General features: G+C 45.5%; 20 protein-coding genes. 12 read left to right on the top strand and 8 right to left on the bottom strand.

Annotated elements, in window-relative coordinates:
• Nucleotides 1-3 precede the first annotated feature (3 nt).
• The 4 genes from Xmir_RS35820 to Xmir_RS35805 form a co-directional block, all read right to left on the bottom strand.
• A complete protein-coding gene (locus Xmir_RS35820; protein ID WP_167385990.1) occupies nucleotides 4-159 on the bottom strand; it encodes a hypothetical protein in 156 nt (51 codons plus the stop codon).
• A 61-nt stretch (nucleotides 160-220) separates the two neighbouring features.
• Nucleotides 221-769 carry an ankyrin repeat domain-containing protein gene (locus tag Xmir_RS35815; RefSeq protein WP_099114748.1) on the bottom strand — a complete coding sequence of 183 codons (549 nt, stop codon included), beginning with the start codon at nucleotides 767-769 and terminating at the stop codon, nucleotides 221-223.
• Nucleotides 770-833: 64 nt separating this feature from the next.
• Entirely contained in the window at nucleotides 834-2,300 is a 1,467-nt protein-coding gene (gene katB, locus Xmir_RS35810) for a catalase (protein WP_208620436.1), read from the bottom strand.
• Nucleotides 2,301-2,957: 657 nt separating this feature from the next.
• Nucleotides 2,958-3,842, bottom strand: coding sequence for an MBL fold metallo-hydrolase (locus Xmir_RS35805; RefSeq protein WP_099114746.1), 885 nt, complete (start codon nucleotides 3,840-3,842; stop codon nucleotides 2,958-2,960).
• A gap of 140 nt (nucleotides 3,843-3,982) precedes the next feature.
• On the opposite strand from Xmir_RS35805, the gene Xmir_RS35800 reads away from it, so the two are divergent.
• Nucleotides 3,983-4,897, top strand: coding sequence for a LysR family transcriptional regulator (locus tag Xmir_RS35800; protein WP_099114745.1), 915 nt, complete (start codon nucleotides 3,983-3,985; stop codon nucleotides 4,895-4,897).
• Here the strand turns inward: Xmir_RS35800 and Xmir_RS35795 are convergent.
• The gene (locus tag Xmir_RS35795) at nucleotides 4,880-5,824 is read right to left on the bottom strand and encodes a LysR family transcriptional regulator (protein ID WP_099114744.1); all 945 of its coding nucleotides are present in this window, start codon (nucleotides 5,822-5,824) and stop codon (nucleotides 4,880-4,882) included. The genes Xmir_RS35800 and Xmir_RS35795 overlap by 18 nt on opposite strands.
• Before the next feature lie 132 nt (nucleotides 5,825-5,956).
• Between Xmir_RS35795 and lysA the strand changes: the two genes are divergently transcribed.
• Nucleotides 5,957-7,252, top strand: coding sequence for a diaminopimelate decarboxylase (gene lysA / locus Xmir_RS35790; protein WP_099114743.1), 1,296 nt, complete (start codon nucleotides 5,957-5,959; stop codon nucleotides 7,250-7,252).
• Between the two features lie 54 nt (nucleotides 7,253-7,306).
• Here the strand turns inward: lysA and fadE are convergent, their stop codons facing one another.
• Nucleotides 7,307-9,754 carry an acyl-CoA dehydrogenase FadE gene (fadE, locus tag Xmir_RS35785; protein WP_099114742.1) on the bottom strand — a complete coding sequence of 816 codons (2,448 nt, stop codon included), beginning with the start codon at nucleotides 9,752-9,754 and terminating at the stop codon, nucleotides 7,307-7,309.
• A 252-nt stretch (nucleotides 9,755-10,006) separates the two neighbouring features.
• Here fadE and lpcA point away from each other — a divergent pair, with 252 nt between their 5' ends.
• Both lpcA and Xmir_RS35775 read left to right on the top strand, forming a co-directional pair.
• Nucleotides 10,007-10,588, top strand: a complete 582-nt coding sequence (gene lpcA, locus Xmir_RS35780) for a D-sedoheptulose 7-phosphate isomerase (protein ID WP_099114741.1) — start codon at nucleotides 10,007-10,009, stop codon at nucleotides 10,586-10,588.
• A 23-nt stretch (nucleotides 10,589-10,611) separates the two neighbouring features.
• Nucleotides 10,612-11,379, top strand: coding sequence for a class II glutamine amidotransferase (locus tag Xmir_RS35775; RefSeq protein ID WP_099114740.1), 768 nt, complete (start codon nucleotides 10,612-10,614; stop codon nucleotides 11,377-11,379).
• Here the strand turns inward: Xmir_RS35775 and Xmir_RS35770 are convergent.
• Nucleotides 11,350-12,129, bottom strand: coding sequence for a L,D-transpeptidase family protein (locus tag Xmir_RS35770; RefSeq protein ID WP_099114739.1), 780 nt, complete (start codon nucleotides 12,127-12,129; stop codon nucleotides 11,350-11,352). The genes Xmir_RS35775 and Xmir_RS35770 overlap by 30 nt on opposite strands.
• Before the next feature lie 433 nt (nucleotides 12,130-12,562).
• Between Xmir_RS35770 and Xmir_RS35765 the strand changes: the two genes are divergently transcribed.
• The 8 genes from Xmir_RS35765 (at nucleotide 12,563) to nqrM (ending at nucleotide 19,828) form a co-directional block, all read left to right on the top strand.
• Complete coding sequence (locus Xmir_RS35765) at nucleotides 12,563-13,906, top strand: Na(+)-translocating NADH-quinone reductase subunit A (protein ID WP_099114738.1); 1,344 nt, start codon at nucleotides 12,563-12,565, stop codon at nucleotides 13,904-13,906.
• A 3-nt stretch (nucleotides 13,907-13,909) separates the two neighbouring features.
• Nucleotides 13,910-15,148: an NADH:ubiquinone reductase (Na(+)-transporting) subunit B gene (locus Xmir_RS35760; protein WP_099114737.1), complete on the top strand. Its 1,239-nt coding sequence runs from the start codon at nucleotides 13,910-13,912 to the stop codon at nucleotides 15,146-15,148.
• Nucleotides 15,141-15,935: a Na(+)-translocating NADH-quinone reductase subunit C gene (locus Xmir_RS35755; protein WP_099114736.1), complete on the top strand. Its 795-nt coding sequence runs from the start codon at nucleotides 15,141-15,143 to the stop codon at nucleotides 15,933-15,935. The genes Xmir_RS35760 and Xmir_RS35755 overlap by 8 nt, the downstream gene beginning before the upstream one ends.
• Nucleotides 15,928-16,557 (top strand): NADH:ubiquinone reductase (Na(+)-transporting) subunit D, encoded by a 630-nt coding sequence (locus tag Xmir_RS35750; protein ID WP_099114735.1) that lies wholly within the window; start codon nucleotides 15,928-15,930, stop codon nucleotides 16,555-16,557. The genes Xmir_RS35755 and Xmir_RS35750 overlap by 8 nt, the downstream gene beginning before the upstream one ends.
• Before the next feature lie 8 nt (nucleotides 16,558-16,565).
• On the top strand, nucleotides 16,566-17,162 hold the full coding sequence (gene nqrE / locus Xmir_RS35745; protein WP_086107962.1) for an NADH:ubiquinone reductase (Na(+)-transporting) subunit E: 597 nt from the start codon (nucleotides 16,566-16,568) through the stop codon (nucleotides 17,160-17,162).
• A 15-nt stretch (nucleotides 17,163-17,177) separates the two neighbouring features.
• Complete coding sequence (gene nqrF, locus Xmir_RS35740) at nucleotides 17,178-18,404, top strand: NADH:ubiquinone reductase (Na(+)-transporting) subunit F (RefSeq protein WP_099114734.1); 1,227 nt, start codon at nucleotides 17,178-17,180, stop codon at nucleotides 18,402-18,404.
• A gap of 155 nt (nucleotides 18,405-18,559) precedes the next feature.
• Nucleotides 18,560-19,588, top strand: coding sequence for an FAD:protein FMN transferase (locus Xmir_RS35735; RefSeq protein ID WP_099114733.1), 1,029 nt, complete (start codon nucleotides 18,560-18,562; stop codon nucleotides 19,586-19,588).
• Nucleotides 19,589-19,603: 15 nt separating this feature from the next.
• Nucleotides 19,604-19,828 carry a (Na+)-NQR maturation NqrM gene (gene nqrM / locus Xmir_RS35730; protein WP_099114732.1) on the top strand — a complete coding sequence of 75 codons (225 nt, stop codon included), beginning with the start codon at nucleotides 19,604-19,606 and terminating at the stop codon, nucleotides 19,826-19,828.
• A gap of 112 nt (nucleotides 19,829-19,940) precedes the next feature.
• Here nqrM and Xmir_RS35725 read toward each other — a convergent pair whose 3' ends face one another.
• A complete protein-coding gene (locus tag Xmir_RS35725) occupies nucleotides 19,941-20,456 on the bottom strand; it encodes a sigma-70 family RNA polymerase sigma factor (RefSeq protein WP_099114731.1) in 516 nt (171 codons plus the stop codon).
• Between the last annotated feature and the right edge of the window lie 303 nt (nucleotides 20,457-20,759).

The raw sequence follows: 20,759 nt of genomic DNA, 5'->3' as shown, positions 1-20,759 counted from the left end.
TATTCACCATTTACTCGCCCTACATTGGTAGCCATATAATGACAAACGCCAGTGCCAACGTGCTGGCGTAATTTCGTACCAATTTATCGAAATAGCCGCCGTCATCCTTTGTTGTTCGATATAATTTCTGAATGCCTGACGGTTTTGCGCGTACTTCATGCCACTCAGCAATGGCCGCAGACTGAGTGACAAAATTGTCGGCGGTTCCAGCGTGGCCCCCTTAATGGCCGTTGATTTCCCCCCGCGCCAGCGCTGCGACGCTATTGCCGTTGGCATCTGTAGCGTGCATGTCGGCTCCTTTGGCCTTGAGTTCTGCCAGCAGCTCGTGGCGCTGGAACAGAGAGGCATACATGGCCGCCGTTTGTCCGGCATTGTTGCGCGTATCCGGATTGCACTTGGCGGCGATCAGTCGACGGGAAATTTTCACCTCTCCCTTGAAAATCGCCCCCATCAGCGCGGTATTGCCCCGCTTATCGTGCACGCAAGGGTCAGCCCCGGCATTAAGCAGGCTCTCCACCACAGCCGCATGACCGTGATAGGCGGCAAGGATCACCGCTGTATAACCGTGATCGTCCTGTACGTTAAGATTATATTTGGCGGCAATAAAGCTATCGATCACGCCGCCATCTCCTTTTCGCGCAGCATCCCACAAGTAGTTATTTAGCTGTTTTTTAACCTGTAGCTCGTTTAGCTCATTGGCGGCGTTCGGCTTCGGTGCGGCAAAAGCGGAGGCGGCCAACAGGCAAAGCAGTAGATAAAGCAATTTCATCGCGTTTTCCTCATCAGCATGCGTGGCAGCCCACACCACTTGTGCGGGCGTGTATCATTTAAAATCAATCAGAGAGCTTATCCGCCAATTTTTGTACCGTTGCCAGATCCCCTTTCGCCACGTTGGTCAGGCGCGTGCCGTAGTCCTTATCTGCCTTGTAGAAATAGGAAAGCATGATGTTCTTGCTTTTCATATCTGTGCCAGCTAACGATGCGCCCAAGCTGTTCACCAGATCGTCCTGCTCTTTCTTGCTGTAAGCGCGGTACAGCTCGCCGGTCTGCTTAAAATTCTGCTCGCGCTGGATTTTGCTTTGCTGCGTGGTGCCTTCCAGCGGTGCTTGGCTGTAGCGTGCGGAAACCAGCTCTTCGCGCGGGTATAGGCGGCTTGGCTGGTAGTTCACGCCCTTATCCTGTGTATGGTTGCTGTTGAGGCTGCCGTCCTGGTTGCCGTTGTTAACCGGGTTGTGTGGTCGGTTAATTGGCAGACTCAACCCGTTTGCACCAATGCGGTAAAACTGCGTATCAGCATATGCGAACAGGCGCCCTTGCAACAGTTTGTCTTCTGAAGGCTCAATCCCGGGAACCAGATTGGAAGGTGCCATCGCTACCTGTTCGATCTCTTGAAACACATTGTCTGGGTTTTTATTCAGCACCATCTGGCCGATTTTTCTTTCCGGCACATCTGGCCAAATTTTAGTGGCATCCAGAGGGTCAAAATCAAATTTCTTCAAATCCTCTGGCTTCAATATTTGGATGTAGAGATCCCATTTTGGATAATCGCCACGATTGATTGCCGCTACCAAATCGTGTGTCATATGGCTGTAGTCTTTGCCCTGTATCTGTTCAACCTGCAAGGGATCTAGATTTTTTACTCCTTGCAGAGTCTTCCAATGGAACTTCACGTAATGCACTTTTCCTTTGGCGTTTACCAGCTTATAGGCATGAACGCTATTGCCGTCCATATTACGATAAGAAGCTGGGGTTCCTTCATTGGAATACAGTAACGTCAGTGTGCGGATCGATTCTGGTACATGTGAAAAGAAATCAAAGCGGCGAGAATCATTATCAAGGTTAGTACGAGGATCTGGCTTAAAAGCATGTACCATATCAGGAAACTTGATGGCATCGCGGATAAAGAAGGTGGGAAAGTTGTTACCGACCAGATCCCAGTTACCTTCCGTTGTATAAAACTTGGTCGCAAAACCGCGTGGGTCACGCAGTGTTTCCGGCGAGTGGTTGCCGTGCACAACGCTTGAGAATCGGACAAACACAGGGGTTTTGCTGCCGGCAGTAAACACTTTCGCAATGGTCAGATCGGAGATGTTCGCCGTAGCAGTAAACTCCCCGTGCGCCCCGGCGCCGCGTGCATGCACTACACGCTCAGGGATGCGTTCGCGATCGAAACGTTGCAGCTTTTGTAGCAGCTGTACATCCTGCAACAGCACCGAGCCACCGGAGCCGGCAGTCTGCGAATTCTGATTATCACCTACCGGGGCACCGTTATCGCGGGTTAAGGTATCTGCCAGCGTCATTGGGCTGATGGCCAGCCAGGTTAAAACAATCAGCAGCTTTTTCCGGATCGTTAAGCTGCCGATTATACGGTTATTGCTCATAATGCTATCCTCGTCTGATATTGTGATAAATTTTCCGACGGAAAAGCAGGGGAGGCAGCCGTTTATCGGCCTGCGATTTGCAGGCAATGGGCGCAATCAGCTGTGCAAAATACCTTCTGATGTGAAATCACCGAACACGTTCAGCCCATTTATTGTTTTTTGACATAAATGTCTTATTGGCAGTTTTGCTTAACCAGACTCGTTTTTCCTCACCTGCTCGTTACCGCCGCCTCAGCCTTTCCCATCGTTGGGTAATGCAGGCTGTCTCACTGAACACCTACTTTACATGGCATTGTACTTATAGGTGAATACACTACTACCTATCGAATTAATAGGCCGGGGCATTGGTGTACGGATAAGGTAAGGTTGCAATTTCCTTTACCCATTGTAATTCAGGTAGATCTCACCTGTTTACGGACAGAATAAGGCTGTGCCACTGCCAGCAGGCGGTTACTCGCCATAAAACCTAAAAAATCCGGTATAAATATAGATACCGGATTTTTATAGATGCTTTTTTAATATGGCTGTTTCTCTGGAGGGCGTTGTTGAATATTATTTTTAACTTAATGATTCAACTTACTGAGGCCACTTCATTTCGCCTTTTAATACTTTGGCGCTTAGCTCAAGGCTGGATTCATCAGCAAGGTCTGGATAGTGATTTTTCATCGCGGTAATTAACGCATCAGCATCTTTTGCTTTTGGTAATTCTTTTTCCAATGTGGTCAGATAATTTTGCGTGAAGGTAACGGAATCTAACGTCATTGATGAATTCCCCAGATAATGGCCTGGTACAACCGTTTCAGGCCTTAAGCTCTTGATTCGATCCAATGTTTGCATCCAATGTTGACGAGACTCTTTAGTTTGAGTGTCTGCAATCCATACATGAATATTGTCAGAAACAGTGACACCCCCGACAACTGCTTTCAGTTTGGGCACCCAAACAAAAGTACGATCAGGAGCCGGGCCATCCAAACCTTCAACAATCAGTTTTTCGCCATCAACGGTGAAAGTATTCCCTTTCAGTGGTTCAGGTACAATGACTTTCTTAGGAGCCTGATCGGCAAGAATTCCACCCCAATAGGCTAATTTACCGTCTTTGGTTTCATTGATCGCTTTGATGGTTTCCGGTGATGCAACGACCTTGGCTTTCGGGAAGGCTTCGGTGATGACATCAAGGCCAAAGTAAAAATCAGGATCGGATTGGCTGATATAGATCGTTGTCAGTTTCTTACCTGTCTGCTGGATCATTTTCACTAATTCTTGAGCATCATTTTTCTTAAACTGGGCATCGATCAGAACAACCTCACGATCGCCGCTGATGATTTCAGAAGAAACAGGGAAAATGCCTTTTTCGCCCGGATTGTAGATATCCAGTTTGAGATCGGCTGCTTGGGCCAGTGATGCCATTCCCAAAGAAAGGGTCGCCGCCAGAGCGATATTTGATGTTGTTTTGCGAGCCATCATCGAATTCCTATATCAAAATACTTATTTGCTTGAATGGCATGTATGATAAGTTGCATTTTTCGATTGAAAAACCACAAAATAAGCAATTATTTGTTGCATATATCGTTCTAATCAGAGCGAGGAATGGGGCGGTTAAAATGGATAGGGTCACAGCAGCACAGGTATTTGTCACGATTGTTGAGCAGGGAAGTTTAATCGCGGCAGCAGAACGTTTGGATATGTCGAGAGCGATGGTATCCCGGTATTTGGCTGAAATGGAAAAATGGGCAGGTATTCGTTTATTACATCGCACAACACGCAAGATTAGCCTGACCTCGGCAGGAGAGGGTGCTTATCAACGTAGTCTAAAGTTGATGGAATTAGCGGAAGCAATGCCTGTCCAGCAATCTTTGGAAACGCAGACTTTGAAAGGATTATTACGGCTGAGTTGTTCCCAATCATTGAGTATCAGTGCGCTGTCAGTCGCGATACCTGAATTTATGCGGCTATATCCACAGATCGCTGTCAATCTGCAAATGAATAATAAAGCCATCAACTTGATTGAGGAACGGATTGATTTAGCGATCCGTATTACTAATAATCTGGAACCCAACCTAATTGCCCGGCCATTATCGACTTGTCATTCTGTTGTTTGTGCCGCCCCTTCTTATTTAGCTGGAAAATCTATTCCCCAAAATCCGGCGGATTTGGCATCACATAATTGCCTGACTTATAACTTTTTTGGCAAAAGTTTATGGCTGTTTGAAAAACAGCATGAGAAATATTCAGTTCCCGTCTGCGGTACATTAAGTGCCAATGAATCGACAGTATTAATGGAAGCGACGTTGCAGGGAGCGGGGATAGCAATGCAGCCTTACTATTCTGTTTCTTCTCATTTGAAGTCCGGAAAGTTGGTTGAGTTGTTACCTGATTATCAACCTCAGACAATGGGGATCTACGGCATTTATAGCAGCCGCCAGAATATGCCTGCGACTCTTCGGGTGTTGTTGGATTTCCTGGTGGAGTGGTTTGCAACATCTCCTCATTGGCAACAGTTAATGCTGAAAAGCTGATGCTAACTTTAAGGGAAACTGAGCGGCTTGTTGTTTTAAATGATGAATAAAGATTTCAACAGGCTCTGAAGAGGGGCGGTGTATGGGTTTAATTAAACTCACTGTAAAGGGAATATCGATACTGAATGGCCGGATGCAGATCCCTGCCTTGTTATCTAAATAATCCAGCGCAGTGAGTGGGTTGACGATCGATAAACCAATACCTTCGTTGATCATGGCACAAATTGAGGCCGCGCTATGAGTTTCCATTACCATATTGCGATTGACATGATGCTCGGTAAAGATTGTGTCAATGAGCTGCCGGTAACTGTCTGTAATCGATAAGCTGATAAATTTTTGTCCGTGAAAATCGGCCGGGGTCAATTGTGATTTTTGGCAGAGTGGGTGATGAATAGGCAAGACACAAACTTCATTTAAGGTGATCAACGTATCTTGCTCAGTGCCTGCGGGAGTCTGTAAGTGCTCGGTCAGGCCAATATCATGGCGTTGTGCTGAGAGCCATTCCTCTAGGAGAGGAGATTCTTGTGGAATGATGGTCAATTTTGCTTCTGGATAACATTGGATAAAGCTGCGGCAAGCTTTTGGCAGCAAAGACTGAGAAAACATTGGCAGGCAAGCAATGGACAATTGTGCATGCTCAAATTGGCGAATACTGTCAGCCGCGTTGATTATTCTTTCCAGTCCATAATAAGAGCGCTGTACTTCTTCAAATAACCGCAATCCTTGCGCGGTGGGAAACAAGCGCCCTTTGATGCGATCAAACAATTTGAACTTTAGTAACTGTTCCAGGCGGGCGAGTTCACGGCTGACGGTTGGTTGCGACGTTTTCAATAAAACTGCCGCATCAGTCAGGTTTTTAGTGGTCATTACGGCATGAAAAATTTCAATATGTCGCCATGAAATGTGTCGCCATAAGCAGGAAGGCATATTATTTACCTCTTGATGGAAAAACAGACTAATCTATATCATGAATGAATAGACTATAGCTAAATGGATATTTTTATTCCTGCTTTATTGTTGTCAATAATGAAGCATCTGCTGATTCTGTGAGGCACTTCAATGGCAATCTCAACTTTTCCTAATGGATCAGGGGAAAATTTTACCCCTGAGAATTTACTTCAATTACCGGTTCAATACGGAACACCATTGTGGCTTTATGATGGTGATAACATCATTAAGAAAATCAAAAAATTAAAGCAGTTTGATGTTATCCGGTTCGCACAGAAAGCGTGTTCCAATACCCATATCCTGCGTTTAATGAGAGAACAGGGCGTGAAAGTAGATGCGGTTTCATTAGGGGAAATCGAACGCGCGCTTTATGCAGGCTTTCAACCAGGGCGAGATAGATCGGAGATTGTCTTTACTGCCGATGTGATTGATAAGGCAACGTTGCATCGTGTTATTGAGTTGGATATTCCTGTCAATACTGGCTCTATTGATATGTTGGAACAGATTGGGGAACGCCAGTCTGGTCATCCTGTCTGGTTACGCATCAATCCTGGATTTGGGCATGGGCATAGTCAAAAGACCAATACCGGTGGTGAAAATAGCAAACACGGTATTTGGTATCAGGATCTACCTTTGGCGATTGAAAAGATCCATCAGCATGGCTTGAAACTGGTGGGGCTGCATATGCACATCGGCTCAGGCGTGGATTATCAGCATCTCGCCAATGTATGTAATGCGATGGTAGAACAGGCCATATTATGCGGAGAAGATATTCAGTCTATTTCAGCAGGAGGCGGATTATCAATCCCTTATAAAATCGGTGAAGAAGCGGTAGATACTGAACATTATTACAGCCTATGGCATGAAGCCCGTCAGCGTATTGAGCAACATGTGGGGCATCATGTTGAGTTGGAAATTGAACCCGGCCGTTTTCTGGTTGCTGAATCAGGGATCTTAATGGCAGAAGTGCGGGCGGTAAAATCTATGGGCAGCCGTCATTATGTGTTGGCGGATGCCGGTTTCAATGATTTGATGCGTCCGGCTATGTATGGCAGTTATCACCATATTTCTGTTTTGCCAATAAATGGCATTGCTAATGATGCAAATTTACAGGAAACGGATCTGTGTGAAACACATCTGAGCGAAACACTCGTTGCAGGGCCGTTATGCGAATCAGGTGATGTTTTTACTCAGTTGGAAGGTGGAGACGTTATCCCGCGCATGCTGCCTCAGGTAAGTGTCGGAGATTATCTGATCTTTCACGATACAGGTGCTTACGGGGCATCGATGTCTTCAAATTATAATAGCCGCCCTTTGATTCCTGAAATTATGTTTACTGGCGGAGAAGCGCGTTTGATTCGTCGTCGCCAGACAATAGAAGAGTTGTTATCGTTGGAATCCGTTTAAATAAAATACAGGGCATTTGCCCCGTATTTTATTAATCATATTTTCTGGTCAGCATCAGGCTGCTTTAGTTTGACGCTGACTTTCAGGCTTTTTTACTGGGTTTGGTACAGCAAACGCATCTGGCGCGAACTCATCGACATTGATTGAACGTAGTCGGCTGTTTTCAGCACGTTTCAGGATATCCGCTTCTTCCTGAGTGATTTTATGCTCTGCCAATGCTGTTTCAGCTAATTTATCCAAGCGAGTAAAGCTCAGGTTTTTGCCTGCTTCGCGGCTCAAGCGTGCATGGATTGGCTCTGCGGCGATGATATCGTGCAATGCGGCTTCCAATAACCCGTGAGGGTTGTGTTCACTTGGGGTCAGATATTGTCCACGTCCAATCCGGCTGCGGGTTGCGGAAGGAGTTTGTAGTATCTGGGCCAGTTTGTGATCCAGTTTATCGGATGGTGCTGTATGTGCACGGCCCAATGGGAAGACAATCACTCGCATTAAACCTGCAACTAAACGGTTAGGGAAATTGCGCAGTAAATCGTTCATAGCCAGTTCAGCTTGGTTCAGGCTATCTTCGACTGCCCATTGTACCAATGGCAAATCTTCTTTCTGGCGGCCTTCGTCTTCATAGCGTTTCAGCGCAGCGGAAGCTAAGAAAATTTGGCTCAGAATGTCTCCCAGACGAGCTGAAATGCGTTCACGGCGTTTCAGGCTGCCACCTAATACACCCATTGAAACATCAGAGAGAAGGGCAAGGTTGGCACTTAACCGGTTGATCTGTTGGTAATAACGGCGAGTTGTGTCATTGACTGGCGAACGGCTGGTTCTGCCTTTGGTAATACCCAGCCACAGGCTGCGCAGGGTATTACTGGCAACATGACCCAGATGACCAAACAGGGCTTTATCAAAGGCTTTCACATTGTTACCTTCTGCTGCTGCGATTTCAGCCAGTACATAAGGATGGCAACGAATTGCACCTTGACCGAAGATGATCATGCTGCGGGTCAGAATGTTTGCACCTTCTACGGTAATAGCAATGGGTGAGCCCTGATAGCCACGGGCAAGGAAGTTGGATGGCCCAAGACAAATGCCTTTACCGCCTGCGATATCCATTGCATCAATCATGGAGCGTTGCCCTCTGTGAGTACAATGGTATTTCACGATAGCAGACAGAACAGCAGGTTTTTCGCCTTGCATGATGCCGCTGGTAATCATGGTCGCAGCCGCATCCATCAGGTAAGAGTTACCTGCGATACGCGCTAATGGTTCTTCGATACCTTCCATTTTACCAATAGGTAATTTGAACTGACGGCGAATATGGGAATAAGCACCAATTGCCATTGCAGCGCTTTTCAATCCCCCGGTCGCATTGGATGGCAGGGTAATGCCACGACCAACGGACAGACATTCAACCAGCATACGCCAGCCCTGACCTGCCATTTTCGGCCCACCAATGATGTAATCGATAGGAACGAAAATGTCTTTCCCACGAGTTGGCCCATTCTGGAATGGGACGTTCAATGGGAAATGTCTCTGACCAATTTCAACCCCTGGGGTGCTGGTTGGGATCAAAGCACAGGTAATGCCGAGTGATTCGGTATCTCCCAGCAGATGGTCAGGATCGTACAGTTTGAATGCCAATCCCAGCACTGTCGCGATAGGAGCCAGCGTAATGTAACGTTTATTCCAGTTCAGGCGCATCCCAAGAACTTGTTCACCTTGCCATTCACCCATACAGACCACGCCGGTATCAGGGATAGCGCCGGCATCGGAACCCGCTTCTGGGCTGGTTAAGGCAAAGCAAGGAATTTCTTCGCCACGGGCAAGACCTGGCAGGTAATGTTTTTTCTGTTCATCAGTACCATAATGTTGCAGCAATTCACCCGGACCCAGAGAGTTAGGGACACCGACGGTAATTGCCAGAATACCGGAGACGCCTGCGAGTTTTTGCAGTACCTGAGATTGGGCATAAGCGGAAAATTCCAGACCACCGTATTCTTTCTTGATGATCATGGCAAAGAAGCGATGCTCTTTCAGATAAGCCCAAAGTTCTGGCGGTAAGTCAGCCAATTCATGGGTGATTTCGAAATCATTTGCCATGCGGCAGGCTACTTCTACCGGACCATCAATAAATGCTTGTTCTTCAGCGGATAACTGTGGTTTTGGATAGTTATGCAGTTTTTGCCAGTCAGGGTTGCCACGGAATAGATCGCCTTCCCACCAGGTTGTTCCTGCATCAATTGCTTCTTTCTCTGTGGTGGACATGCTTGGCATAACCTTGCGGAAAGCTTTTAAGCCGGGAGCAGAGAAGAGAGAAATACGTATTGGTGTAAAGACAAGCGGGAACAGGACAATTGCGAGTGGTAACAGCAACCAGTAACTCCAAAGGCTGGTGATGCCCATGACTAAAGTATAGGCAACAAGCAATAAGCTACTGAGAGTCAGGCTGACTTTGCGGTAACAAAGCCCACCAAGCAAGACTAAAAACAAAATAATGCTGAGAGCGGTCATAGTAAAACTCCTGTAAATCTCAGGTTGAGTTGTCAGAGGTCTGACCTGTTATGATGTCCTTCTTTTTTAGATGAGGAAAAGGCTTTTATCAATGTATTTACATCTTAATTACAATCTAGCTCACAAAGTGATTGTAGTTTTACACGTGATAGTTTCATGGAGATGTGATGGCATCTTCTTTCAGGAGGGGGAATCCGTTACACTGAATAACTGATGTTATTAATCCCGCAGACCTTTCAGGAGTATGAGTCCATGTATCAAGATCTGATCCGCAGTGAATTATCTGAAGCCGCAGACACGCTGGCTAAATTCCTTAACGATGATGCAAATATTGACGCTATTCAAAAAGCGGCTGTTTTGCTGGCTGATTCATTCAAGGCAGGAGGAAAAGTGCTGTCTTGTGGCAATGGTGGCTCGCACTGTGATGCCATGCACTTTGCGGAAGAATTGACAGGCCGTTACCGCGAAAACCGTCCGGGATATCCGGCGATTGCCATTTCCGATCCTAGCCATTTATCCTGCGTGAGCAATGACTTTGGTTATGAGTATGTATTTTCCCGTTACTTAGAAGCTGTAGGCCAGAAAGGTGATGTGCTGTTGGGCATTTCAACTTCAGGGAATTCAGGCAATATCATCAAAGCGATTGAAGCCGCCCGTGCTAAGGGAATGAAAGTCATTACACTGACAGGTAATGATGGCGGCAAAATGGCTGGAACAGCCGATGTTGAAATTCGTGTACCACATTTTGGTTATGCGGATCGCATTCAGGAAATTCATATTAAAGTGATTCATATCTTGATTCAGTTGATTGAAAAAGAAATGGTAAAAGCCTGATTGCAGTTTGGTAGGGGTAGGCGATGTGTGAATTACTTGGCATGAGTGCCAATGTGCCAACAGACATTGTTTTTAGTCTGAGCGGCTTGATTCAGCGTGGAGGGCATACCGGCCCCCACAAGGATGGCTGGGGGATCACTTTCTATGAGGGATTGGGATACAGGACGTTTAAAGACCACCAATCCAGTTGTCACTCACCGGTGGCCCAATTTGTTCAGGGCTACCCGATCAAATCAGAAGTGATTGTGGCCCATATTCGTCAGGCAAACCGAGGTAATGTTTCTCTGGTGAATACCCATCCGTTTACCCGTGAATTATGGGGAAAATATTGGACTTATGCCCACAATGGACAACTGAAGGGATATAGTAAGCTGAAAACGGGGAATTACTGCCCTGTAGGTGAAACAGACAGTGAATGGGCATTTTGCTGGATATTACATCAATTATCCTTGAAATATCCTAAACGTCCTTCCAATTGGCCTGCGGTCTTTAAGTTCATTGCATCTTTGGCTGATCAATTGAGGGCAAAAGGCGTTTTCAATATGCTGTTGTCAGATGGCGAATTTGTCATGGCTTATTGTTCAACCCAATTACATTGGATCACGCGTCGTGCTCCTTTCGGCAAGGCTAAATTACTGGATCAGGATGTTGAAATTGATTTTCAGCAGCATACCCAGCCAGGGGATGTTGTATCCGTGATTGCCACTCAACCTTTAACCGGAAACGAAAATTGGCATCGGATTGAATCCGGAAACTATGCGTTATTTCAGCTTGGAAATCGTATAGTTTGATTCAGTACTCCAGAAGGATGGTGGATTTTCAGTTTTTGCGTTAACAACATATCGCCCGTCTATTACGTTGATAGTGGCTGGTATGCCTGTGTTGGCAAAATATTCATAGGCGGGCTGTAATTGTTTCCAAAATAGGTAGTTGTTGCTGTTTTTATGCCGTCTCATATTTTGTGACGTCATTCGGAAAGGATAAATATTGATCTTGATTTCATGTTGTCCATGATAAAGTGCCTTTTCCGCGTATTGGTATATTTCTTCTATATAGCGATTGGTCATGGCATAACATCCGATAGATTTGCATTCACCATGAATCATTAAATTATTGCCTGAATAACCTTTGGATTTATCGAACTCATTGGGAAAACCCAGATTAATGGCCCGATAATAGTGGCTATTCGGATTTAACTGTTTAATGCTTACATGGTAAAACCCTTCCGGACTTTTGAAATCGCCTGTAAGTGTTTTGGGGCCTAATCCGCCAGAGTAATTACAGATAGGGTAGCTTTGAGTTAATTGATAACGGCCATCTCTGTTTTTTGTATAAAGTTCAAGAAGTTTTTCTTCCTTGAATATTTGAATGAAAATTTCGGCGCCAATTTGTTTCAATGGTGCTTGTTCGGTTGATGAATTGTTGGTTGATAAATTGTCGGTTGATGATTTGAGCCACGATAAACCATTTTGTGCGGCAGCAAAAAACGGCACATGTAATAACAATAAGCCCAATGAAAGATAAGAAACTGTTTTTTTCATAGCATAACCGTGTAAAAAAGGGAGTAAATTGACGAAATGTTGGGTTTCGGGTTGTCATGTTTTGGCGAAATGCAGAATAAAAGATAGCAGTGATCTCCAGTTTCTGTGAAGTTACTTTTTGGTCAAAAATTCCACTGTTGTAGGTAAAAGTGAGGGTTGAATTCGCCTTTACCGAGTAGTTAACTGTTCAGCAAAGAAATTATTCCTATTTGCTTGAGCTAAGTCACTCGATTAATCAGACAGTCAGTGGGGGAGATGTTAGAATTACCGTCGGCGAAACTTAAGAGAAAATTGTAACGATTATCGGAGTGAATAACTTGAGACATATGTCGCTCAAGGTGTTTTTTATTACTGAAGTCGCTGCATTACCCCAAGGAAATACCGCAGGGTAATCTGTAGCATATGATTTAACTGATAAACTTGTGCAAATCTTATGATTAAAATTAAAAAAGGACTCAACCTCCCGATAGCAGGAGCGCCTGCCCAAGTTATAGAAGATGGTCCGACAATTCGCCATGTTGCTTTACTGGGCGAAGAATATGTTGGAATGCGTCCTTCTATGCTGGTTAAGGAAGGTGAGTATGTCAAAAAAGGTCAAATTCTTTTTGAAGATAAGAAGAATCCAGGGGTTATTTTCACCAGTCCCGCAAGCGGGAAAGTTGTAACCATCGGGCGTGGTGAGCGTCGTGTTCTGCAATCTGTCGTCATTGAATTGAGTGGTGATGAGAAAGTCGCGTTTGATTGTTATGATCGTACAGAACTGGCTGGTCTGAGCCGTGAACAAGTAGAAAAGAATCTGCTTGCATCCGGGTTGTGGACCGCATTGCGTACACGTCCTTTCAGTCGTTCTCCTGTTCCCGGTTCCACACCAAAGGCAATCTTTGTCACGGCAATGGATACCCAGCCACTGGCTGCTGATCCGTTGGTCGTTATTGCAACACAGGAAGAGGCTTTTGTTGATGGCCTGAATATTCTGTCAAAATTGACAGATGGGAAAATCCACGTTTGTCATAGCGCTGGAAAGATCCCAACAGCAGGAAACAACGCTCAAATTACCTATAACCAGTTTGCAGGTCCGCATCCCGCAGGTCTGGCTGGCACCCATATTCATTTTATTGAGCCTGTCAGTGCCCAAAAAACAGTATGGCATCTGGGTTATCAGGATGTCATCGCCATGGGTAAGCTATTTACTACAGGTGAGCTTTACACTGATCGTGTGGTATCTCTGGCAGGGCCGCAGGTTAAATCACCCCGTTTGGTGCGCACCCAATTGGGCGCTGACTTGCTGGAATTGACGCAAGATCAGCTAAAAGAGGGTGAAAACCGCATTATTTCTGGTTCTGTATTGTGGGGCACAAAATCAGATGATGCTCGTCATTATCTTGGTCGTTTCCATACTTTGGTTTCAGTTCTTACTGAAGGTCGTGAAAAAGAGCTGTTCGGTTGGATCGCACCAGGAACCAATAAGTTCTCCATTACCCGTACCACGATTGGTCACTTCCTGAAAAACAAACGTTTCGCTTTTTCAACCACAACAAATGGTGGAGAGCGTTCAATGGTGCCAATTGGCAACTATGAGCGTGTGATGCCACTGGATATTATGGCAACGCACCTGCTGCGTGACTTGCTTGCAGGCGACACTGACAGTGCTCAGGCACTGGGTTGTCTGGAGCTGGATGAGGAAGATTTAGCACTGTGTACCTATGTTTGCCCCGGCAAATATGAGTACGGTCAGGTATTGCGTGACGTGCTGACTAAGATTGAGCTGGAAGGGTAATTCATGGGCCTGAAAAATTTATTTGAAAAGGTAGAACACCACTTTGAGGCCGGTGGCAAACTGGAAAAATATTATCCTCTCTATGAGGCAGTGAGCACCGTTTTCTATACACCGGGGACAGTAACAAAAGGGCGTTCTCACGTCCGTGATGCCATCGATCTCAAACGTATGATGATTTTGGTATGGCTATCTGTCTTTCCTGCCATGTTTTGGGGGATGTACAACGTCGGTGATCAGGCGATCCCAGCCCTGACCCACTTATACAATGGAGATGCCTTACAGCAAGTCTTGTCTTCTGATTGGCATTACGTACTTGCTCAGTATCTTGGTGCGTCATTGACACCAGATGCCGGGTGGGGCAGTAAAATGTTGCTGGGAGCGACCTATTTCCTGCCAATTTATGCTGTTGTTTTTGTTGTTGGTGGATTTTGGGAAGTTTTATTCGCAATTATCCGTAAACATGAAATTAACGAAGGTTTCTTTGTCAGTTCCATTCTGTTTGCATTGATTGTTCCGCCAACACTGCCACTGTGGCAGGCCGCATTGGGGATTACTTTCGGTGTTGTGGTTGCGAAAGAGATCTTTGGTGGTACAGGCCGTAACTTCCTGAACCCGGCGTTGGCGGGCCGTGCTTTCCTGTTCTTTGCTTATCCAGCTCAGATTTCAGGTGATTTGGTTTGGACTGCGGCTGACGGTTTTTCTGGAGCGACTCCATTGTCTCAGTGGGCAACCGCAGGTAGCCACGGTCTGGTAAATACCATTACCGGTCAACCTGTGACCTGGATGGATGCTTTTATTGGTAACATTCCCGGTTCAATTGGTGAAGTTTCCACTCTGATGATTTTCATCGGCGGTGCCATCATTCTGTTCGCCCGTATTGCTTCATGGCGTATCGTTGCTGGTGTAATGGCCGGTATGATTGCAGCGTCTTACCTGTTTAATGTGATTGGTTCTGATACCAACCCAATGTTCGCTATGCCATGGTACTGGCATATGGTTCTGGGTGGCTTCGCTTTTGGTATGATCTTTATGGCTACTGACCCAGTTTCCGCTGCATTTACGGATAAAGGGAAATGGGCATACGGCATTCTGATTGGTGTTATGTGTATTTTGATCAGAGTGGTAAATCCAGCCTATCCAGAAGGGATGATGTTGGCGATTCTGTTCGCTAACCTGTTCGCGCCACTGTTCGATTATCTGGTCGTGCAGGCCAATATTAAGCGGAGAAAAGCCCGTGGCTAATGATAAACCAAAAAGTAATGACAGCATCGGCAGGACGTTTCTTGTTGTTTTTGTGCTGTGTCTTGTCTGTTCGATTGTTGTTGCCGGCTCAGCAGTTGGCTTGAAAGCGCAGCAACAGGAGCAAAAGCTGCTGGATAAACAGCGCAATATTCTGGATGTAGCGGGTTTATTGAAACCCGATATGACAACAGCAGAAATCAAAGAAACCTATACCAGCCGTATTCAACCTGAATTGCTTGATTTGAAAACAGCAACGCTGGAAAAAGGCAATGGTAATTTTGACCTGAACAATGCGCTTCGCAGTGATGAAACTAGCATTGCTTTGTCTCCAGAGCAGGATTTGGCGAAAATCCGTCGTCGCGCCAATATGGCAGAAGTTTATCTGGTCAAGGATGAGCATGGCAAAACCACTGAATTGGTTCTGCCAATATATGGCTCCGGGTTGTGGTCGATGATGTATGCCTTTATTTCCATTGATGTTGATGGCGTAACATCCCACGGCATCACTTACTACTCTCATGGTGAAACCCCGGGTTTGGGTGGTGAAGTTGATAATCCACAATGGCGTAAGCAATGGGTAGGTAAAAAACTCTATAACCCACAGGGTGTTCCTGCGCTTAAAATCGTTCGTGGTGGTGCGGGTGATAACCCTTACGGAGTGGATGGCTTGTCCGGTGCGACCCTGACCTCTAACGGTGTTCAGCATATGTTTGATTTCTGGCTGGGTGATAACGGTTTTGGCCCATTCCTGAAAAAAGTGCGTGAAGGAGCCTTGAAAGATGGCTGATAACAAAGAGATAAAACGCGTCCTTCTTGGGCCGCTGTTTGATAATAACCCAATCGCATTACAGGTCTTGGGGGTTTGTTCAGCGCTGGCTGTGACTACCAAACTGGAAACTGCATTGGTTATGACGATTGCTGTAACACTGGTAACAGCATTTTCTAACTTTTTCATTTCATTGATTCGTAACTATATCCCCGGCAGTGTGCGAATCATTGTACAGATGGCGATCATTGCGTCGCTGGTTATCGTGGTAGACCAGATTTTACGGGCGTATGCCTACGAAATTTCCAAACAGTTATCAGTGTTTGTTGGCCTTATCATCACGAACTGTATAGTTATGGGACGCGCTGAAGCCTATGCCATGAAGTCACCGCCAGTGGAAAGCTTTATGGATGGTATCGGTAACGGTTTAGGCTATGGCGTTATCCTGTTATTGGTCGGTTTTTTGCGTGAACTGTTTGGTTCAGGAAAATTGTTCGGCATTACGGTGCTGGAATCTATCAAAAATGGCGGCTGGTATCAGCCAAATGGCTTGTTCCTGCTGGCGCCGAGTGCATTCTTCATTATTGGTATGCTGATTTGGGGTCTGCGGACGCTGAAACCTGCGCAGGTTGAGAAGGAGTAACAAACAAAATGGAACATTATATTAGTTTGTTTGTCCGCGCAGTCTTTATCGAGAATATGGCGTTATCTTTCTTTCTCGGTATGTGTACGTTTCTGGCGGTATCAAAGAATGTGAAGACGGCTTTTGGCCTGGGTGTTGCTGTTACTGTTGTGCTGGGAATTTCTGTTCCTGCCAATAACCTTGTCTATAATCTGGTACTCCGTGACGGAGCCTTGATGGATGGGGTTGACCTGAGCTTCCTGAACTTCATTACCTTTATCGGGGTGATTGCTGCACTGGTACAGATACTGGAAATGATCTTAGACCGTTATGTACCAGCTCTTTACAATGCGCTGGGGATTTTCCTGCCGTTGATTACGGTTAACTGTGCAATTTTTGGTGGTGTTTCTTTCATGGCACAGCGTGACTATAACTTTGGTGAATCCATCGTATATGGTTTCGGTTCAGGTATGGGCTGGATGCTGGCGATTGTTCTGATGGCTGCTATCCGCGAAAAAATGAAATATGCGGATGTTCCGGCTGGTCTGAAAGGATTGGGGATCACCTTTGTCACCACCGGTTTGATGGCATTGGGCTTTATGTCCTTCTCCGGTGTGCAGCTCTAAAGGCGGGAAGAATTCATGGATATAATCATTCTAGGCGTAGTAATGTTTACCCTGATTGTGTTGGTGCTGACGGCAATGATTTTGTTCGCAAAATCCAAGTTAGTGAACACCGGGGATATTAAAGTTGAAGTCAACGGCGAAGAGGATAAAAGTTTCTCAGCTCCCGCCGGTGACAAGTTATTGAATATGCTTTCCAATCAGGGGATTTTTGTGTCCTCTGCTTGTGGTGGCGGTGGCTCTTGTGGTCAGTGCCGTGTGAAAATCAAGGAAGGCGGTGGTGATATCCTGCCAACCGAGCTTTCTCACATCAATAAGCGTGAAGCGAAAGAAGGTTGCCGTTTGGCATGTCAGGTTAACGTTAAGCAAGACCTGAAAATCGAGTTGCCAGAGGAAATCTTCGGCGTTAAGAAATGGGAATGTGAAGTTATCTCCAACGACAACAAAGCCACTTTCATTAAGGAATTGAAGCTGAAAATTCCTGATGGGGAAGTTGTTCCATTCCGTGCAGGGGGTTACATTCAGATTGAATGTCCTCCACACGTTGCCCGTTATTCTGATTTTGATGTGCCGCAGGAATATCGTGAAGATTGGGATAAATTCAATCTGTTCCGTTATGTTTCTGAAGTCAGCGAGCCAACGGTTCGTGCTTACTCAATGGCGAACTACCCAGAAGAACACGGCATTATCATGCTGAACGTGCGTATCGCTACGCCACCACCAAGAAACCCGGATGTTACTCCAGGTATCATGTCTTCTTATATCTGGTCACTGAAAGCGGGTGATAAGGTGACAATTTCCGGCCCATTCGGTGAATTCTTTGCGAAAGATACTGATGCTGAAATGATCTTCATCGGTGGTGGTGCGGGTATGGCGCCAATGCGTTCTCATATTTTCGATCAGCTCAACCGTTTGAACTCTAAGCGTAAGATCTCGTTCTGGTATGGTGCCCGTTCCAAGCGTGAAATGTTCTATACCGAAGATTTTGACCAACTGGCGGCAGAAAATGAGAACTTCACATGGAATGTGGCATTGTCTGATGCTCTGCCGGAAGATAACTGGGATGGTTACACAGGCTTTATCCATAACGTCCTGTATGAAAACTATCTGAAAGATCATCCGGCACCAGAAGATTGTGAATTCTACATGTGCGGGCCTCCGGTTATGAACGCGGCGGTCATCAAAATGTTGAAAGACCTCGGCGTAGAAGATGAAAACATCCTGTTGGATGATTTCGGTGGCTGATGGCAACCCGACAGATTTCGAATTGTCGCATAACCAACAAAGCGGCGACTTGGAATCAGAAGGGGATAGTAACATTTTGATTTAACGACAAGCGCCCACACATAGTGGGCGCTGACGATTCAGAAAGAGCCAGAATGAGTCAGAAAGAGTGAATTATGCTGAGTAAAAAAATTATCCACTGGGGTGTATTGTTGTTTTCTGTTGTGCTGCTGGCGGCATGTGGTGGCCCTGAACAACAAAACCTGAATGGGCAAACAATGGGGACGTATTACTCCGTTAAATATGTTGCTGATTCGTCTTCACCTGCTCCTGAAAATCTGCAAAAAGAGATTGACAGGTTATTGGAAGAAGTGAACGACCAGATGTCCACTTATCGGCCAAATTCTGAATTGAGTCGTTTTAATCAAAGCCGCGAAGTGAATAAACCTTTTCCGGTCTCTGCCGCTACAGCGAAAGTTGTCAAAGAAGCGATCCGAATCAATCAACTGACAGATGGCGCATTGGATGTCACTGTTGGCCCATTGGTGAATTTGTGGGGATTCGGGCCGGAAGGACGAATTACTAAGGCACCGACGGATGAAGAATTAGCGAGCCGTCGTGTCTGGACAGGCATCAATAACTTGTCTGTTGAAGGGAATAACCTGATTAAATCTATTCCTGAACTTTATGTTGACCTTTCTTCCATTGCCAAAGGTTATGGTGTTGATGTTGTCGCTGAGTATCTGGAATCCCAAAATATCAAAGATTACATGGTGGATATTGGGGGGGAAGTTCGTACATTGGGTAACAATGGCAAAGGGAATCCGTGGCGGATAGCGATTGAGAAACCATCGGATAGTGGTATGGCGCAGAGTGCGCAAGAGATTATTGAGCCGGGTAATATGTCCGTAGCAACATCAGGTGATTACCGTAACTATTTTGAACAGAATGGCGTTCGTTACTCTCACACCATTAATCCTAAAACCGGCAGGCCGATCACGCATAATCTGGTTTCAATCACTGTGATTGCTCAGACCTGTATGAGTGCTGATGGTTTTTCTACAGGCTTAGATGTGTTAGGGCCAGAAAAAGGCATGGAAGTGGCTGAGAAACTGAATATCCCGGTCTTTATGATTGTTAAAACCAAAGACGGTTTTGAAGAGCGTTATAGCCCGGCTTTTAAGGCATACTTACAGAAGAAATAAGAGAGGGGGAAGGTTATGGAAGTCTTTATTGCTGCTTTTATCTTTTTCCTGCTGGCCTTTGCAGGAATGGCGCTGGGCTACATCTTTAAGCGTAAGAGCATACAGGGAAGTTGTGGTGGTTTGGGAAGTATTGGTGTGGAAAAAGTTTGCGATTGCCCTGAACCCTGTGATGCCCGCAAAAAACGCATGGCAAGGGAAGCTAACCGTCTTGCTCAGTTGGAGAAAAATCGTATTCTTTGATGCGACGATGCAGTTAAAAGATTTTACGATTAAAAAAATAACCCGCTGCCAGATAAACAGCGGGTTTTTGCTGCCCGTTCAGTGAGGTTGTCAGATATGTGCATATCATCATTCAAAGTGTGTTGAAAGGATGACATTTTCTATGGGCCTGATGTAAATAGTTCTTCACTGAGCTGGTTGAGATATCTAAATCTTTCGCGACTTCTTTGTAACACCAGCCTTGCAGTTGCGTGAGCAAAAAAGCCTGCCGCACTTTTGCCGGAAGCTCATCAAGTGTTTTATCTATCTTTTCTAGCTGTTCTAACAATACGAGCTGATACTCAGAAGAATTTGATGAGATTTCAGGCAGTGTATTGATATATGCCAGATAGTTGTCTTCCAGCTTTTTTCTACGATAGTAATTGGAAAGGGTTCTGCGTGCTATCGTCATTAAAAAAGCTCTTGGCTGGCGGATATTTTCCAGATCTGGAGATAGCATCAGTTTGATGAAGATCTCATGGGTGAGATCTTCGGCATGGTTTGGGCAAGCACTGTTTTGTCTGATCCAGTTGCATAACCAGTGATGGTAATCGGAATAGAGTTTCTGGGCGATTTTATTGTGCCCAAATGTGCTTTTTTGCACCGCCATGATGATATTGCCTGATGGGATAGGATAAATATGATAATGATTATTATTTGTATTTGTTGAGAGGAAGTCAACGCAGCATTCCAGACATCACCCTCTTAAAAATTAAGAGGGTGAGAAATTAAATGGCTAAGTGTCAGTTAAAATTGTTGTGAAATACTGAACTTGTAATTACGGCCAATTCCTGAGACTTTATCCCCTAAGTACGAGCCTGTCCACCATTTTGTGTAAGTGCCATTTCTTAGTAATGACCGTCAAGGCGATCACCAAACTCAATAATAAAACGACTCATTGCCATTCGCCAGT

This window comes from Xenorhabdus miraniensis, from assembly GCF_002632615.1.
Note: the sequence above shows the minus strand (reverse complement) of the source record. Positions and strands in the feature narration are given on the sequence as shown.